Origin of the sequence: Corynebacterium kroppenstedtii (assembly GCF_016894245.1) — a bacterium.
Lineage (GTDB): Bacteria > Actinomycetota > Actinomycetes > Mycobacteriales > Mycobacteriaceae > Corynebacterium.
The window spans coordinates 1995507-2013114 of the sequence record NZ_CP069792.1 but is presented as its reverse complement, the minus strand read 5'-3'; the positions used below and the strand labels follow the sequence as shown (position 1 = coordinate 2013114).

Genomic DNA, 17608 nt, shown 5'->3' with positions numbered 1-17608 from the left:
GTGTGTAGCGATGTGGGCGATGTACTCACTAGTGAACCTTTCTGTCCAAGGGCTGGGAGGCTTCACCGTCTAGGCAGGTGATGTGCCCACGGAGAATCGTGGTGGTGACTTTCGCGCGAAACTCCATACCCTCGTACGGGGTGTTATCGGCTTTAGAAGCGAGGTTCTTCCCGCTCGCTACCCAGCGGCGATCGGGATCAATCGCGGTCAGGTTGGCTGGCTCGCCAACGGCGATAGGACGACCCTGCCCAGGAAGTCGAACGATTTCCGCCGGGCGTTCAGACATCACCGTGGCGACAAAACGCCAGTCTTCTAATCCCGTTTCAACAAAGAGCTGGGAGATAATGCTCAGCGATGTTTCCAGCCCCAGCATTCCCGGCCGTGCATGGTCGAACTCACAGCACTTTTCTTCGGACCCGTGGGGAGCGTGGTCGGTGGCGACACAATCGATAATGCGATCCCGAAGCGCAGAGCGAAGCGCGAGAACATCTCTTTGTTCGCGGAGAGGCGGGTTAACTTTGTTGACACCGTCATAGGTGCGGAGGCGTTCGTCAGTAAGAATAAGGTGATGAGGGGTGACCTCGGCAGTAACAGGAAGCCCCTGTTCTTTCGCCCATTTCACCAAGGAGACCGTACCTTCGGTGGACGCGTGACAAATATGGACACGTCCGCCATAGTCCCTGGTCATGATGGAATCACGAGCGACGATAGATTCTTCCGCAACGCGTGGCCATCCCCGAAGCCCGAGCTCGGCGGCGATCGTTCCTTCATGGGCAACAGCACCCTCCGTGAGGCGTGCGTCCTCACAATGTTGGGCTAATAAGACATCGAGCCCCTTGGCGTATTCCACAGCTCGACGCATCACCTCGGGGTCATTCACACATGTTCCGTCGTCGGAGAACATCCGGACCTTAGCTTCTGAATCTCGCATCATCCCAAGTTCAGCAAGCTCTTTCCCTTCACGTTGTTTCGTGATAGCTCCGACGGGATGAACATCGCAGAGACCGATTTTTTGGCCTTTGTACCACACCGATTCGACGATCGATGGATCGTCCATTACCGGTTTGGTATTCGGCATGGTGAATACCGCGGTAAAACCACCTCGTGCGGCAGCTTGTGACCCAGTTAACAACGTTTCTGTATCTTCACGGCCCGGTTCGCGCAAGTGAACGTGAATATCAACGAATCCTGGCAACAAAACCTGACCGGACAGATCCAGGACGCGAGCGCCCTCAGGCGCGTCGATTCTCGGGCTAATTTCCGCGATGATGCCGTCGGTAATCAGAACCGACATGGGGTCGCCTTCACCATACGGGCGCACTCCTGTGAGAAGGATCGAACCGTGTGCAGGCGGTGCCTGTGTGCCGGTTTCCGGCCACGACTGAGCACTCAATTTATGACTCCTTCGTTGTATGAGATTGTCCGTGGGTACCGATAATGAGCGAGAACAAAACCGCCATGCGGACATGGACACCGTTGTTCACCTGTTGCAAAACCGCAGTTCGCGGGGCATCTGCCACAGAGTAATTAATCTCCATACCGCGAAGCATGGGCCCCGGGTGCATGATGATGGCCTTATCTTTCATTTTGGCCTCACGTGCTGTGCTCATTCCGTATAGCGTGGCGTATTCGCGGTGACTGGGGAAGAAACCTCCGGCCATGCGTTCGGCTTGAACGCGCAACATCATGACAGCATCTGCGTCGGCAAGCTCGGAATCCATGTCATAGGAAATCCGGACCGGCCATGTCTCTACCCCATACGGGAGTAGCGTCGGTGGAGCGACGTAAACGACTTCCGCCCCCAGTTTTGTCAATAACTCGGCATTAGAGCGTGCGACTCGCGAGTGGAGAATATCCCCCACGATCACAATTTTCCGCCCATTGATTCCACCGAGGCGTTGACGAAGAGTTAGTGCGTCCAACAACGCCTGCGTCGGGTGTTGATGGGCACCATCACCAGCATTGATGACGCTGGGCCCGTCCCCGTTAGGGGCCACCCAGTGGGCCAATTGTTGCGCCGCTCCGGAACTGGGATGGCGGATGATGAGTGCATCGGCGCCTATCGCCGTGAGAGTTAAACCGGTGTCTTGGAGCGATTCACCCTTTTTCACACTTGATGATGATGCGCTGATGTTGATGACGTCGGCACTCATCCACTTTCCTGCAGTTTCAAAGCTGGATCGTGTGCGGGTAGAGTTTTCGTAGAAAACGGTGAAGATTGTCCGACCCCGTAGGGTGGGCAGTTTCTTGAGTTCGCGTCCTTCGAGAGCTTCTTTGAAGTTCTGAGCTTCGTCTAAGAGACCTGTGATGTCATCGGCAGAGAGATCCGCCATCGAGAGAAGGTGCTTCATGAGTTACTCCCCTCGCGAGTGGAGTTATCTCCCGCTGCTGCTTCTTTTGCCGACGATGATGAAGCGGCACTAGTTGGCCGGCGCAAAACGACACCGTCGTGACCGTCGATTTCTTCGAGGGAGACAATAACGTCTTCTGAACGAGATGTCGGAATATTTTTCCCGACATAATCCGCCCGGATGGGCAATTCGCGGTGGCCTCGGTCCACCACGACAGCAAGCTGGACGATGCTCGCGCGACCGATATCACGTAAGGCATCCAGCGCTGAGCGCACGCTTCGACCGGAATACAGGACATCGTCAACAAGAATGACGGTTTTCCCGTCGATTCCGTCGTCGGGAATTGATGTGCGTTGTAAAGCTCGGTGCGGTTTATGACGAAGATCATCGCGGTACAGGGTGATATCCAATGCCCCCGTGGCGACCGTGACTCCCGCGAATTCGTGAATAAGATGAGCTAATCGCTCAGCCAAGGGAACGCCCCCACTGGGAATTCCCAAAAGGACGACGCGCTCGGCGTCGTCGGCATCCAGTGCTGTTTTTTCGATTATCTGGTGCGCGATGCGTGCAACAGTACGGCCGACATCGTCGGATGAGAGAATTTCTGTCTCCATCGCGTCAGTAGCCGGCGTAGACGTACGTGCTGTATTCATCGTGACCTCCTTCCCTGCCTCTCGGTGCAGTCCGTTAAAGGATGTCACTCCTAATGATGTGAAATTGTAGATATCGCTCTGGACTTTACCACGGTCATGAGACGATTGCAGGCTTTCTCAGTCTTCAGTGTTGTGTATCGGTTCACGTCCCTTCGCGCATGAATTGCGCATATGAACAGTGTTTCTGGATTACGGCTAGTGAAGCCGAGTACCCTCAACACGTTATCTTTTGTCGGTCGACTCTGCTCAGCATTGTCACCTTTTGAAGAGTAAGGATGTCAGGACTATGGCAGAAGGAGAACGTCACGCCAGCGTTCCATCTGTGGAGCCCACATACGAAGCTGAGCTATCTCAATCCCCTCGGCCAGCGACACAGGGCCCGAAAGAGTTTCGTCCGATCCTCCCACCGTTCCGGTATATGTCAACGAAACAGCTCAGGCTAACCCGTCGACTTGCTGTCTCTGCATGGATACTTGGACTCATATTGTGGATCGCATTTCGAGGGTGGCCTTTTGGCCGGTCGTCGATCTTTATCGTGTTAACTAGTGGGCTTGCTGCACTGTCGATTGGGCGTCGCCACTTCTATCAATTGATCCTTGACTGGAGCCCTTTCTTCCTCTTTCTTGTTGCTTATGACAAAACGAGGACGTGGTCTTTGCAGCTTGGACTGCCCGTTCATTGGCACTTAGCCCCGGATATCGACAAGGCGATGTTCGGAGTCGTCCCCACAGTCTGGGTGCAGGAGCAGATTCGCTTCGAAGAGCCGCCGTGGTGGGAACTGATTCTGGCCGTCGTGTACATCTCCTACTTTGTGACGCCGTATATTATGGCCTTCGGCGAATGGCTCCGATCCCGCGCCGATTTCGCGCGTTTCGCTGCCGGTATGTTGACGATATCGTTCATCGGTCTTATCGGCTATGTATTCGTCCCCGCTGCTCCTCCGTGGGCTGCTGGAAGGTGCGCGCCCGAGGACGTTGCCGACGGACCGCGCAGCGTCCGCTGTATGTTCGTCGACGATCACGCAGGTGAAGGTTCCATCCTTGGTCCTGTTCATGGAAAACACGATGACACCCATCCATGGGTTGAACGCCTTAGTGCCCGCGGGTGGGAGAAGCTTAACCACCTCAGTTTCTCGGCAGCCATAGCTCATGCTGAAGAAAGCCCGAGCGATGATGAGACAACCGAACGCAGCACAGCGTCGCAATCGAAGACCAGTAATCTGGGGGCGGACAGCACGCAATCGCAGAAAAATAGCGCATCCAGCGATATCGCGGGGGATACGTCGAGTAACAACTCACAGTCGTCTTCCGCAGGAGAATCTTCAGGGATCGGTGCGCTGATAGAACGCGGTCAAAAGGAGTCTAACCTTGTGGCAGCGATCCCATCCCTACATGCTGCGCTCACCATGTACTTAGCGACGTACAGTTTTGCTCGACGGCGTAAAAAAATTGGTGTTTTTTGTCTTATTTACGCCTTCGCGATGGGCTTTACGCTGGTCTTTTTTGCTGAGCACTACGTGTTTGACATTTTGCTAGGGTGGGGCATCGCGATCATTGTTCCCCTCGTCGGTATCACCCTCGAAAAATGGTGGACTCGGAATAATCTGAGTAGCCGGCTCCCATGGAATCGCGACGCATCGAATTCGAATCGCGAACTAGCCGAATCGCTGAGCTAATGTTCAAAGCTCTATCTAAGCCCCCTAGCGGGGCTTTTTTAGTGTGTTCTCGTATGAGTGCAAACGGAGCCACAGCCGGGGTGTCATCCGCCCCCTCCGACCCAAAGCGTCTGTCACGATCCGCATTTCTCTATCGACCCAGATAGAGCCCCTCCTGCGGCGCGACGCGCTGTAGGGCCGGGATCCACAATGGTGACACCACGTCTACCGCTCCTTTGGCCCCCTTGATGAGCATGGCCCGGAATAGTGGGTAAACGCTGACTGGCTGTGGCTCCGTCGGCATGACTAGGTTATACGAACGGCAGTGGTTTTCTACATCCAGTTTTACAATGTCTTTCAATAGACCTTTCTGTCTGTTATCAGATTAATCTGGCACCGATTGCACAACGATAAGTTATTCCTATTCCAGCCATACTAAAACTCCAGCTCTTAGCTGTTATCAATCCGTAACTCGTTTGTTACATTGCTAATCGTAGAAATGACCCTCAGGTCCCTTAACTGAAATTATGGCGCAAAAATTACCCTATTTCGGGGTTATTTAGGGTGGCATGAGGGCCGGGATAGACCATGCCGCTCACCCTTCGCCGTGACTCAATTACGCCCAACGCAACGTGGTAGCGGACCACCGCACCATAAGAAAAAGGCATAGAAAAACTCCGCCGGTGAGTACTGACGGAGCTATTCGACTATGACTATTTCAGGCGCAGAGACTTCCCTACCGCGCACCGAATGTCATGAATCGCCATTCGACTGCGAACGCTGCACTTCTCCAGCGATGTCATCCAGAACCGCGTTGACATACGCCGGGGCAACATCCGTCGAGTATTCGGAAGCCAGCTCGATCCCCTCAGAAACTGCGACCTTCGGAGGCACTTCCTCATTGTGAAGCAACTCCCACGTCGACACCCTCATGACGGCTCGGTCAACAGCAGGGATACGGTCCAAGCGCCACGTCGAGGACAAGTGAGAGGCAATCGCGGAATCTATGCCGTCCAGGTTTTCTGCGACGCCTGCAACGATCGTCGCCGTGTAGTCGGACACAGGTAAGACACCGGATTCCAGATCTTGAGACAATTCCCGTCGCTGCTCGACGACATACACAGGATCTTGATCCCTGAATTCTGCCTCGAACAAAATATCGACGGCCCGACGTCGGGCTTTATAGCGCGACCCATGCCTCTTGAATCCACTACGAGTGGATTTTGACCGCTCCTGGGCGGAGGACTGGTTCTGGTGGGTCTGTTCGCCCGACTCATTCTGTAAGGGCGTGTCCGCAGATGAGGGCGCTCCAACGTTGTCGTCTGCCACGTCCATGTTCCTTAGTTATTCACGCGTGAAAGGTAGGAGCCATCACGCGTATCGATTTTCAGGACATTGCCGGTCTCAATGAAGAGAGGAACCTGCACCTCTGCTCCAGTCTCGAGGGTCGCTGGCTTCGTGCCACCCGTCGAACGGTCACCCTGCAAACCGGGATCGGTGTGCTTGACCTTCAGTTCCACGGAAACCGGCAACTCGACGAACAGGGGCTGATCCTCATAGAAAGAGACCTGGACGGGCATGTTTTCCAATAAGAACCGAGCACCGTCACCCATCAGCTCCGGCGAAAGAGGAATCTGCTCGTAGTTCTTATCGTCCATGACCACGTAATCTGTGCCATCGTTGTAGAGGTACGTCATATCACGGCGGTCTACCGTCGCGGTCTCAACTTTGACACCAGCATTGAAAGTCTTATCGACGACTTTCCCGGATACAACGTCCTTGAGCTTGGTACGGACGAACGCTGGCCCTTTACCCGGCTTGACGTGCTGAAACTCCACAATCTGCTGAAGTTTGTTGTCAAGTTTCAGAACTAGCCCATTTTTGAAATCGGCAGTAGTTGCCACTGAAAACTCCTCATCCTTCAGGACACACCATGATCCTGAGATATCGATGTCACATAACCTTGGCACTTCGTGAGTGGATATCGACAACCCGGGTTGGCTTAGCCCATTCCACTACCGTGACGAAGACCTCGTACACGATCTACCCTACTAGACGACGGTCAGCGCCGGACTGCTGGTATTGAGTGGCCGCGAACCGTCCTCGGTGACCACCAACGTGTTTTCAATTCGTGCCCCTGACAGACCGGGTACGTAAATTCCGGGTTCGATGGTCAGGGTTTGGCCGACGTCAATGGTCTTTGATTTATCGGTACGTGAAGCAGAGTATGGCCTCTCATGGACGTCGAGTCCCACTCCATGACCGGTCGAGTGGACGAAATACTCGCCATAGCCTGCGTCGTCGATAATGTCGCGGCACACCTTATCGATAGCGAACAGACCTGCTCCGGGCCGTAGCGCCTCACAACCGGCAAGGAAAGCGCGGTAGACAGTGTCCGCAATCTCGCGCTGCTTCTCCGGGGGCTCCCCGACCGATACCAATCGAGTCTGATCAGAAGCGTATCCGTTGAGGTACACACCAAAGTCAATGGTGATGAGGCCCTTGGGGATCGGGTCAGTACTTGCACTGTGGTGCGGTTTTGCACCATTAACTCCCGACGCCACAATCGTCTCGAAGGAGATTCCATCTGCGCCGAATTTCCTCATGCGGTACTCAAGTTCGGCAGCCACGATGTTTTCGGGAACGCCTTCGCGGATGACTTCATCCTCAAGAAGCGACAACCATGCCTTATCGGCCACAGCCGCTGCAGCGTCAAGCGCGGCAATTTCTGATTCGTCTTTGGTCATTCTCAGATCCTCAATGAGGTCTTGAGTGACCGTGTAATCGCCTAAGCGCTGCGCTTCACCAAGGTTGAGGCTAGTTTCAACGCCGATTTTTCCATCGAATGCTCTACGAACAGCAGGAACTGTGTCACGTTCGATGAGAACTTCAATGCCGGGCGCTTCGTCGGCAACCTGAGTGGTGTATCGACCATCAGTGCCAAGGAGTTCCTTCCCATCAGTGGTTAGAAGGAGTGCCGCGTTTGATCCACTAAACCCCGTGAGATAACGAACATTTTTTAAATTAGTAACTAAAAGAGCAGGTACATCAGCCTTGTTAAGTAACTCTCGCGCCGCATCTCGGCGTTGAGCATAAAGTTTTTCACGATCCATCAATCAATACCTCCTGAGTAGTGAAGTATTAGCAAAGTTTTACTTGTTACCGCGCGCAAGGAAATCCAGGGCGTAGGCGTAGCCCTCAACTCCCAAACCCACAATAACCCCGCGGGCAATCGGGCTCAGATAGGAATGCCGTCGGAAATCCTCACGAGAATGCACATTTGAAATGTGGACTTCTATAAAGCCCGCACCGTCAGCGATCTCAGCCAACGCATCGCGGAGGGCCACCGATGTGTGCGTCCATCCCCCCGGATTAATAACGACGGCTTCGCCCTCATCTGCGGCACGATGAATACGATCGATCAAGTCACCCTCATGGTTCGACTGATAAAAGCTCACGCTAATACCGAAGGATTCAGCGCGTTCGCGGAGCATGTTTTGGACGTCTTCGAGCGTCGTGGATCCGTAAATATCCGGCTCCCGTTTGCCCAGACGATCCAGGTTGGGGCCGTTGGCAACTAATACTCGCAAAGCTGGCTTGTTATCAGTAGTCACTACGACTCTCCCCTATCATTCATGCGCATAAAGGCAGTCTGAAGGTCTTCATAACTAGGCCCAGCTAGCCGGATAGGACGTGGAACCTGGCTGGAATTATCCCCAGCCGACAACCCACTACCCGTGTCAGAATCGAGGGAATCCGAATCATGGGAAGAAAGGATCACGAATCGGATCTTCCCGTCCCTGTTCTTCTTATCCATCTTCATCGCATCGATGAGATCATCGAGCGCGGCAGCATCATAGTGCGTAGGCAAGCCCAATGATTGAAGAATCGTTCGATGCTGCTGCACGACCGCTTCACTGAGGTGCCCTGTCACGCAGGCAAGTTCTGCCTCAAAACACATTCCCACCGCAACCGCATGCCCATGAGGCCACGTATAGTGCTCAACCTTCTCAATAGCGTGGCCAAAAGTGTGCCCGTAATTGAGAATCTCACGCAAGCTTGATTCTTTAAGATCTTGCGAAACCACCGACGCTTTAACAGCGATGCTTCTGCGAATTAACTCGGGCAAATCCCCGGCTACATCGAGACACCGATCAGGATCATGCTTATATAAATTGACGATTTCCGGATCTGCGATAAACCCAGTTTTCACGATTTCGGCACTACCAGCAACGATCGCCCCAGAAGGAAGACCGTTAATGAAGTCGAGATCAACAAATACAGCCGATGGCTCATGGAAAGCTCCGACTAAGTTTTTTCCGGCTGGTGTATTAATGCCTGTTTTTCCGCCGACGGCTGCGTCAACCATTCCCAACACCGTGGTCGGCACTTGGATCACATCGATGCCACGCATCCATGTCGCAGCTACGAATCCGCCGACATCAGTTGCAGCGCCACCGCCAACGCTGATAATCGCGTCGCGCCGGCTCATGCCGTGCCTAGCGCACTCGTCCCAACATCGGGTGACGACGTCAAAAGTTTTTCCGTGTTCGGCGTCATCAATTTCTACGAGGAACGAGGAAATATCGCGTGCCGCTAATGTATCGGCTATGCGATGGGCTGCGACGGCAACGGTGGGTTGATGAACAATCCCAACCTTTGAGTAAGATTCAGCTGCAGCTCCGATTGAGCCTACGAGGTCATGACCTATCACCACGTCATACGGCCGATTACCATTCACCGGGATAGTCCACGGCCCTGTACCACTCGCCGTGTTCATCGACTCACGACTAGGTGTACTCATAAGAATTCCTCTACTGCTACAGCGGATTCGTCCGCAGTATCGGGAATCATCGATCCCCGAGGCTCACTGGTCTCAAGGTAATTCAGAATGCTAGCGACGACCTTCTGGGGGCCACGACGATCACTCCGAATACGAAGAGTCGCGACCTCCTCGTAGAGAGGACGGCGTTGCTCATCTAAATCGCGATAGCGTTGTTCTGGGTCCTCTGAATGCAGCACGGGTCGAGTGAGGGAGTCGCGCGTGCGTCGATAACCTTCTTCTGCGGATACATCCAAGAAAACGACTTCATGGCCGACAAGGCGTCGGCGAGTCACCGGCGAGACTACTGCCCCACCACCGAGTGCAACAATGCCTCCAGTAGTCAAGGCGTCGGCAATGACGTCCTCTTCAACTAGTCGAAACTGTTCTTCACCCAAATGGTCATAAATGCGGCCACACGTCATTCCGCCCCATCGTTGTTCAATGAGTTCATCAGAGTCAACGAGGTCGAGGCCGAGAGCACGGCTAAGTCGACGTCCGATAGTGGACTTCCCGGCGCCAGGAAGACCAATCAATACAACCCGTGGTTTCATTCACTCTCCTACCCCAGAGCCAAAGCTCAAGCGTTGACTCACCTGATGAAGATAGCTTTTAACATTTTGAGTGGTTTCTGCAAGGCTGTCACCACCGAATTTGTCCATGGCAGCTTGTGCCAAGACAAGGGCTACCATCGCTTCTGCAACGACGCCGGCGGCGGGAACTGCACACACGTCGGAACGCTGATGGATGGCAGACGCCGCGTCACCAGTTTCCATATCAATGGTGGATAGTGCTCGCGGTACTGTGGAAATTGGTTTCATCGCTGCCCGTACTCGGAGGGTTTCGCCATTAGTCATTCCACCCTCGAGACCACCGGCACGGTTCGTCATCCTTGTGACGTGTCCGCGGTCGCGAACCATTTCATCGTGAGCTTCCGACCCACGCCGACGAGCTTCGGCGAATCCATCTCCTATCTCGACTCCCTTAATTGCCTGGATACTCATCAATGCGCCGGCCAAACGGGCGTCTAAGCGAGTCTCTGCCGACACATGCGACCCCAATCCGATGGGAAGGCCATCGACGATGACCTCAACGACGCCACCCAGAGTATCCCCGGATTTTTTAGCTGCCTTGATTTCATTAATCATGGATTCCTCTGCCCGCTGGCTACAAGCACGGACAGGCGATTCATCAATCAGTTTGAGATCACTAAAGTGTGGCCGAACTGCGTCATCGACCTCCGACGCACCAATACTGACGACGTGACTAAAGACTTCAACGCCAAAGAGTTCGCGAAGGAAAGAGCGAGCAACGGTGGCAATAGCCACTCGGGCAGCAGTTTCTCGGGCGGAGGCACGCTCCAAAATATCTCTCGCGTCATGGGCCCCGTATTTCACCATGCCCGCGAAGTCCGCGTGGCCAGGACGCGGCCGAGTAAGTTGCGCTCCCCTCCCGGAGTTCATGGCTGCCTGAACGTCTGGATCGTCACGGTCAAGAGGATCTTGCGCCATGACGGTGGTCCACTTGGGCCATTCCGTATTTCCTATCACTATCGTGATAGGGCTGCCCAATGTGCGGCCATGGCGTACACCGGTGAGAAGCGTGACATCATCTTGTTCGAATTTCATTCGTGCACCACGGCCATACCCCAAACGACGGCGTGCTAAATGATAAGCCACGTCCTGTGTTGAGAGTGGGATGCCAGCGACCATGTTTTCCATTGTGGAGACAATCGCTTCGCCATGCGATTCTCCGGCGGTGCTCCAACGCAACATACAGTCATTCTTCCACGTAGTAGCCATGTAAAGCTATCAGAATTCTAAATCTACAAGCTTGGGTTCTTAGATGGGCGATAACGGATGCATCGTTCCTCGTGAATACTGACCCCGTCTGCAATATTGAATGTGACCGATTTATACCATCCCCGTCATAGTGGCGACGACTACCCCACCCATCATCGCTGGAATGTGAGCTACCTCGGGTGTCCCATGGCGGTACGCGGCGTAAAACCCGCATCCGGTGGATATGATGTTGGCACCGCCTATGGCCACAATAACCAGCAGCGCTCCCCCGTGTGTGAGCCAAGCTCCGCATGCCGCACCAACTACAACATCTGCGCCCCCAATTCCTGGCCGTCGAGAGCCAAGACACGCCCCCATGAGGGCAATAGAGGCATAGAGACCTGACCAGATGGCGGAACAGCACAATACGTCTGTCCACTCATGGAAAAGCAATGATTCCCCGGCAACGACCATCGCAGAACCGATCAGAGTTAGACGCCATGGGATGAGGCGATATCGGCAGTCGAACCACACTACCCCGAGCGCCCAGAGGATACTCGCCACAATGAAAGCGGTGACACAAATGTCATGGGGCGAGACGGGAAAGCCAAATAAGAGCGGATGCTCACTCTGTTGCATGGTCGCGATTTCATCACGATCAGGGAGGGCAGAGTGATTCTATTCGCGCTCACGAACACCGAAGTTGTGGATAAAACAAGCCTGTGGATAACTTCCGGTACTATCTCACCGGGATATCCTTAGCTCGCACTCCCCGGAGCGTCGAGAACTCCGACGGGTACCCCAGAGGCTTTTTCCAAAGCCTGTCGCATCGCCGCTTGAGGAGCTTGATGCCCGGTGAACTGCTCGAATTGGCTGAGTGATTGGTAAAAAAGCATCGTTGTTCCGCCGACGCACGGCGTTCCTACCGCGAGACAGTGCGATATCAATGGCGTCGGCCATGGACTATAGATCACATCGCATACCGCCGAAGCCTCCGCCAATAGCTCTACGTAGGGTTCAGCTGCCGCCGATGGGACCGTCGATACCAGGACGTCGGCATTCGCACATACCCTCCCTGAGTGCTCGAACATGGTCCATGAAAATTCAACACCTAGTTTTTCTGCTAGCGGACGGAGCTGTTCCGCGCGTGATGATCGAGCTACCACGGTGACGCTACGGCACCCTAACTGAGCAAGGGCCCATAAAGCAGGCCGTGCGGTACCACCGTTACCCACAATGACAGCATTCGTCACCGCTACTAAACGGGAGTCGTCCCCGGAGGAAGAAGAGGTGTCGGTCGTCAGAAGCTCCTGAACGGATCCTTTTACGCCCTCACCATCTGTGTTATCAGCGCGCCACTGAGTCGGTCCAGAAATGCCATCCGTTGACGGCTTGCCAGCGGCTGCTGAGGGCATTTTCACCAGAGTATTTGCAGATCCGATGAGTCGGGCACGCTGAGTGGCTTCAGCTGCAAAATTCAGAGCTTCAAATTTGCCTGGCATGGTGACTGAGAAGCCCTCATACTCAGGACCCACAGAATTGATCGTGCTTTTGAGTTCGCCCTTTGGGCACCGGATACGTTCGTAGGACCAATTCTCGAGACCAGCCGCACGAAAACCATTGTCGTGGAGAACAGGAGAAAGAGAATGCTGGATAGGATCTCCCAGCACTGCGGCATAATGGTGGCCACAGCCCCCTCGCCAGTCGTTTCTTTGTCCTTCTTCGGAGCTAACGGGCACTGTCAAGCACTCCACTTTCTTGGGCTTTTTTAATCGCTGCCTCATGATCGGAGAAATCGTGGCTAAACACAGTCGTCCCGTTCTTGTCGATCGTCACGAAGTACAGCCAGTCGCCGTCAGCGGGCTTTTCCATCGCGTGCACAGCAGATAGCGAGGGTGATGCGATGGGGGTCGCAGGCAATCCTTCCATTGCGTACGTGTTCCACGGATTCTTTTTCTCACGATCCTCGTTAGTCGTCGCGACCTCTTGCTCATCCAACCCGTAGTTAACTGTCGAATCGAACTCGAGTTTCATCGGCTTATCGAGGCGATTCTTAATAACTCGCGCAACCTTCGCAAAATCCTGCTGAGGCGCTTCACGCTCGACGAGTGACGCAGCCGTCAGTAGTTGGTATTCCGATAGCCCCACGGTTTGTGCTGCTGACGATAATCCCGTGCCTTCGTATGCCTTGGCTCCTTCGGTGACCAGTGTTTTGAGAATATCTGTGGGCGATGCTGTGGGGTCAAAGATGTGGACGCCGGGGTTGATAAGCCCCTCCAACCGTTTGGAATCGTTTCCACGAGCCGACACCGCTTTGGACGCCCATGATGGAACGCCTAATTCCTCTAAACTGCTCTTTGCCGCGGCTTTTTCAAGATCACCGGCAGAAACACAGTCACTATCTTCAGAAATGCACGCTTGTTTAGCTACTAGGGAAAAAATACCTGCCCGTGTCTGTCCACCTACAACATGAACATCATGCAAAGTAGCCCCGGTCGGAATGTCGACGACCCCTCGTCGAGCCTCGTCCGACATCAGCGCGTCGATAGCAGCTTGAGAGGACATTTTTTGATGCAGGACATAATAACCTTGCTGCAAGTTAACAGCATTGCCCTTGCTCTTCGCCGCATTCATCAACGAACGACGCGACGACACGATCTTCTTGTCCACCAACGTCGAGGACAGTGAGGAAATCGTATCCCCTTCATCAACTCTGACCAGCGCCGACGTTGAGTTTCCGTTCCCCGAAAAATCGTCCTTGTCACCCGCTACGTTGTGGTACACGACGTAAGTAATCACGCCGGCCAACAACACAGCCAATGCCACCGTCACGGCTATGGCGTTTTGTTTATGCCCAGCAAGATGACGGCGACGACGTGTTCGGCTCGATGGCACAAATTCTCCTAGCTCCGGGGACAGGGCAAATAGATACAGGACAAACAGATAACTGTAGCCATTCCACTAAATCAGAGAGTGTGGACGTATTCAACTACCACAAAAGCTCTCCGACTATCGAAGAATTGCTACTTTTTGGTTGGCGGTCATCACCATTCCGCTAATGTCTCGCACGCTGATCTAACCAGGTCTGAAGGATCTCGACCGCCGCAGCCTGATCAATAACTGATCGACCCTCTCTAACACTGATACCAGCGTCGTGGAGGTTGGATTGGGCCATCACGGTAGTCATGCGTTCGTCGACATATCGAATGGGGACATCAGCTCCGTCACGTTCCAGTCGCCGACGAACGCGGAAACCCACATCCTGAGCATGTTTGACCGATGAACCGGCAGATCCGTCCAACATCCTCGGCAACCCCACAATGACTTCAACCACCGAGTAGTCGCGCGCGAGCTGAACAATGGAGTCGATGTCTTCGCCATCGGGCCCACGTCTCTTCGTAGTCCGCGCAATAGTGGCGACTGGCGTAGCAAGAATGCCATCAGGGTCACTGACTGCGACACCAATACGGACCGTGCCGACGTCCAATCCTAAGCGACGACCAGGTCCAGGATCATCCTCTCCTGGACGGTCAGGGACAATGTTTTTCACCAATAAATTATCCCCGCTTCTTAAGGTCATCGAGGACGGCATCCAGTGCGTGCGAGATGCCGGTGGCGTCACTACCCGAGCCCTGGGCCATATCGGGTTTTCCGCCGCCGCGACCATTGACTGATTGGCCGATCGTTTTCACGAGCGAGTTCGCGTTGATCCCGTTACCGGTTGCCTGTTCGTTCGCTGACACGACGAAGGGCACTTTATCGCCAGTAGAACTGATCAAAATGACGACTGCAGGCTCATTGCCTAACCGGTTTCGGACGTCTAGCGCCATCGGACGCAAATCCTTGGCCTCCACGTCTGACACACTCTCAGCTACCACCGTCACGTTGTTGAGACGCTGGGCATGAGCCACGAACTCGTCCGCCTTAGATTGGAGAGCCTGCTGGTGGGCACGTGCAACAGCGCGTTCGGCGTCGTGAAGACGGGCAGCTAATTGGTCAACGCGCTCAGGAACGTCATCGGCTGGAGCCTTGAGCGATGTCGCCACTGTGGTCAGCGTCGACTGCTGCTGAGCCAGGTAACGGAATGAATCCATACCTGTATAGGCTTCAATGCGGCGCGCACCGGATCCCACTGACGATTCACCTAGAACAGCGATGGGCCCAACCTGTGATGCGTGGTCAACGTGTGTGCCACCGCAGAGTTCCATAGAGAACGGGCCACCAATTTCGACGACGCGAACCCAGTCACCGTAGCTTTGACCGAAGAGCGCCAGAGCCCCCATCTTCTTAGCCTCGTCGAGGGAGGTCTCGATGGTGTTAACGGTGTAATCGGCGTCCACCGCAGAATTAGCGATGTCCTGAATATCTTTAAGCTGTTCATCGGTAAGAGGGCGATTGAAATTGAAATCGAACCGCAGGTAACCAGGTTTGTTCATAGACCCTGCCTGGACCGCTGTTGGCCCCAACACTTGCCGCAGCGCAGCGTGAATCAGGTGTGTACCTGAATGGGCTTGACGCGCAGCGTGCCGCCACTGGGGATCAACTTTGCCCTTCACTTTCATTCCGACGGCAATCTCGCCACCGGTTACTTCGGTCTTATGCACCCACAGTTTCTTACCGATCTTCTGGACATCGTTGACCTTCAAGCGAGCACCAGCCGTTGATAGTTCTCCGTGGTCGGCCATTTGTCCGCCGGACTCTGCATAGAAAGGTGTCCGATCGAGAATGACATCGACATGATCACCCTCAGTCGCTTTGTCAACGAGTTGACCATTGGACACCATTCCCAAGATGGTTCCCTCATCTTCTAAGGTGTCATAGCCTGTAAAGACCGTTGCATGATTGTCGACAAAGGGCCGATATACCGACAGGTTAGCGTGTCCGTGTTTCTTTGCACGGTTATCGGCTTTAGCGCGGGCTTTTTGGTCCTGCATGTGGCGATCAAAGGCATCACGATCCAAAGCTAGCCCTTGTTCACTAGCCATTTCTGCCGTCAGATCGACTGGGAAACCGTGCGTATCATGCAAAACAAAGGCATCTGAACCGGGAAAGACAGATTCACCGCGGGCCTTAAGGTCCTGGGCGATCGTGGTAAAGAGTTTCTCGCCTGATTCCAACGTCGCCAAGAATGCGTGTTCCTCGGCCACAGCAGTTGACCGTATACGCTCCCAGTTATCTTCGATCTCAGGATATGACGGAGTCATGGTGCGACGGACAGTTTCCATAAATCGCTCCATAGTTTCATGTGTCGCACCCAAAAGACGGGCAGACCGAACGATTCGCCGCAATAGACGTCGCAGGATATAGCCGCGTCCCTCGTTACTGGGGGCAACTCCGTCGAGAATGAGCATTAACGCGGTACGACAGTGATCAGCGATAACTCGGAATCTAACATCATCTGCGTGACGCTCTCCGTAGCGAGCCCCCGTCAATTCTTCAGCAACATCAATAACTGGGCGGAGAAGGTCGGTCTCGTAGACGTTATCGACGCCCTGCAGGATGCAGGCGACTCGTTCGATACCTAAACCCGTATCAATGTTCTTCTTCGGGAGGGGCCCCAGAATTTCGAAATTCTCTTTGCCTGTCCCCTCGCCGCGCTCTTTTTCCATGAACACGAGGTTCCAGATTTCGATATAACGAGTGTCGTCGACAACAGGACCGCCTTCTTTACCGTATTCCGGTCCGCGGTCGTAATAGATTTCGGAGCTGGGGCCACATGGTCCGGGGATCCCCATCGACCAATAGTTGTCCGCCATACCGAGCCGCTGAATACGGTCACGCGGAATACCTATCTTGTCATGCCAAATGTCGCCAGCTTCATCGTCATCCTGATAAATCGTGACCCACAATCGATCAGGATCAAGCCCGAATCCCCCATCATCAACTGAACTTGTTAGCAACTCCCATGCGTGGGTAATTGCACCTTCCTTAAAATAATTTCCGAAGGAAAAATTACCTGCCATCTGGAAAAAAGTGTTGTGGCGGGTCGTAATGCCTACTTCGTCGATATCCAGTGTGCGAACACATTTCTGGATGGAGGTCGCCGTATTAAACGGAGGGGTTTGTTGACCCAAAAAGTACGGCTTGAAGGGAACCATTCCCGCGTTAACAAAGAGCAGGTTCGGATCGTCCAGGATCAGCGACGCGCTCGGGACCGACGTGTGCCCAGCTTTAACAAAGTGTTCCGTGAACCGTTCCCTGATCTCGTGTGTATACACGAACGAACCTCGCTTTATACATGGTGAAGCTCCACAGTCTATCGGCCGGCGTACGTTTCCTTTAGGGTGAAATCCACACAACGCACGAGCGCATGATGGTTAACATCCTCGGATGACAGTAGACCGACA

General features: G+C 54.0%; 16 protein-coding genes. 1 reads left to right on the top strand and 15 read right to left on the bottom strand.

The annotated features are described in order from the left end of the window. Positions 1-28 precede the first annotated feature (28 nt). The 3 genes from I6J23_RS08690 to pyrR are packed head-to-tail and all read right to left on the bottom strand — an operon-like array spanning position 29 to position 3004. Positions 29-1393: a dihydroorotase gene (locus I6J23_RS08690; RefSeq protein WP_204581726.1), complete on the bottom strand. Its 1365-nt coding sequence runs from the start codon at positions 1391-1393 to the stop codon at positions 29-31. Between the two features lies 1 nt (position 1394). Beyond that, positions 1395-2351, bottom strand: coding sequence for an aspartate carbamoyltransferase catalytic subunit (locus I6J23_RS08685; protein WP_204581724.1), 957 nt, complete (start codon positions 2349-2351; stop codon positions 1395-1397). Then, a complete protein-coding gene (pyrR, locus tag I6J23_RS08680) occupies positions 2348-3004 on the bottom strand; it encodes a bifunctional pyr operon transcriptional regulator/uracil phosphoribosyltransferase PyrR (RefSeq protein WP_204581723.1) in 657 nt (218 codons plus the stop codon). The genes I6J23_RS08685 and pyrR overlap by 4 nt, the downstream gene beginning before the upstream one ends. Before the next feature lie 286 nt (positions 3005-3290). On the opposite strand from pyrR, the gene I6J23_RS10755 reads away from it, so the two are divergent. Beyond that, positions 3291-4679 carry a phosphatase PAP2 family protein gene (locus tag I6J23_RS10755; RefSeq protein ID WP_239454891.1) on the top strand — a complete coding sequence of 463 codons (1389 nt, stop codon included), beginning with the start codon at positions 3291-3293 and terminating at the stop codon, positions 4677-4679. Positions 4680-5411: 732 nt separating this feature from the next. Here the strand turns inward: I6J23_RS10755 and nusB are convergent. The 12 genes from nusB to alaS all read right to left on the bottom strand — a co-directional run bounded on the left by nusB (position 5412) and on the right by alaS (position 17479). Continuing rightward, the gene (gene nusB, locus I6J23_RS08670) at positions 5412-5993 is read right to left on the bottom strand and encodes a transcription antitermination factor NusB (RefSeq protein WP_412523811.1); all 582 of its coding nucleotides are present in this window, start codon (positions 5991-5993) and stop codon (positions 5412-5414) included. Positions 5994-5998: 5 nt separating this feature from the next. Beyond that, positions 5999-6562 (bottom strand): elongation factor P, encoded by a 564-nt coding sequence (gene efp / locus I6J23_RS08665; protein WP_012731637.1) that lies wholly within the window; start codon positions 6560-6562, stop codon positions 5999-6001. A 147-nt stretch (positions 6563-6709) separates the two neighbouring features. Further along, the gene (locus I6J23_RS08660; protein ID WP_204581721.1) at positions 6710-7771 is read right to left on the bottom strand and encodes a M24 family metallopeptidase; all 1062 of its coding nucleotides are present in this window, start codon (positions 7769-7771) and stop codon (positions 6710-6712) included. A 39-nt stretch (positions 7772-7810) separates the two neighbouring features. Next, positions 7811-8248, bottom strand: a complete 438-nt coding sequence (gene aroQ, locus I6J23_RS08655) for a type II 3-dehydroquinate dehydratase (RefSeq protein ID WP_204583028.1) — start codon at positions 8246-8248, stop codon at positions 7811-7813. 23 nt (positions 8249-8271) lie between these two features. Beyond that, positions 8272-9462 carry a 3-dehydroquinate synthase gene (aroB, locus tag I6J23_RS08650; protein ID WP_239454890.1) on the bottom strand — a complete coding sequence of 397 codons (1191 nt, stop codon included), beginning with the start codon at positions 9460-9462 and terminating at the stop codon, positions 8272-8274. Then, on the bottom strand, positions 9459-10034 hold the full coding sequence (locus tag I6J23_RS08645) for a shikimate kinase (protein WP_204581720.1): 576 nt from the start codon (positions 10032-10034) through the stop codon (positions 9459-9461). The genes aroB and I6J23_RS08645 overlap by 4 nt, the downstream gene beginning before the upstream one ends. Continuing rightward, positions 10035-11255, bottom strand: a complete 1221-nt coding sequence (gene aroC / locus I6J23_RS08640) for a chorismate synthase (protein WP_204581719.1) — start codon at positions 11253-11255, stop codon at positions 10035-10037. It lies immediately after the preceding gene. A 138-nt stretch (positions 11256-11393) separates the two neighbouring features. Continuing rightward, positions 11394-11900, bottom strand: a complete 507-nt coding sequence (locus tag I6J23_RS08635; RefSeq protein WP_204581718.1) for a prepilin peptidase — start codon at positions 11898-11900, stop codon at positions 11394-11396. A 119-nt stretch (positions 11901-12019) separates the two neighbouring features. Then, complete coding sequence (locus I6J23_RS08630) at positions 12020-13000, bottom strand: shikimate dehydrogenase (protein WP_275431234.1); 981 nt, start codon at positions 12998-13000, stop codon at positions 12020-12022. Further along, a complete protein-coding gene (gene mltG, locus I6J23_RS08625) occupies positions 12990-14156 on the bottom strand; it encodes an endolytic transglycosylase MltG (protein ID WP_204581715.1) in 1167 nt (388 codons plus the stop codon). The genes I6J23_RS08630 and mltG overlap by 11 nt, the downstream gene beginning before the upstream one ends. A gap of 160 nt (positions 14157-14316) precedes the next feature. Continuing rightward, positions 14317-14841, bottom strand: coding sequence for a Holliday junction resolvase RuvX (gene ruvX / locus I6J23_RS08620; RefSeq protein ID WP_204581713.1), 525 nt, complete (start codon positions 14839-14841; stop codon positions 14317-14319). Continuing rightward, entirely contained in the window at positions 14819-17479 is a 2661-nt protein-coding gene (gene alaS / locus I6J23_RS08615) for an alanine--tRNA ligase (protein WP_204581711.1), read from the bottom strand. Before alaS ends, ruvX begins: the two co-directional genes overlap by 23 nt. Positions 17480-17608 lie beyond the last annotated feature (129 nt).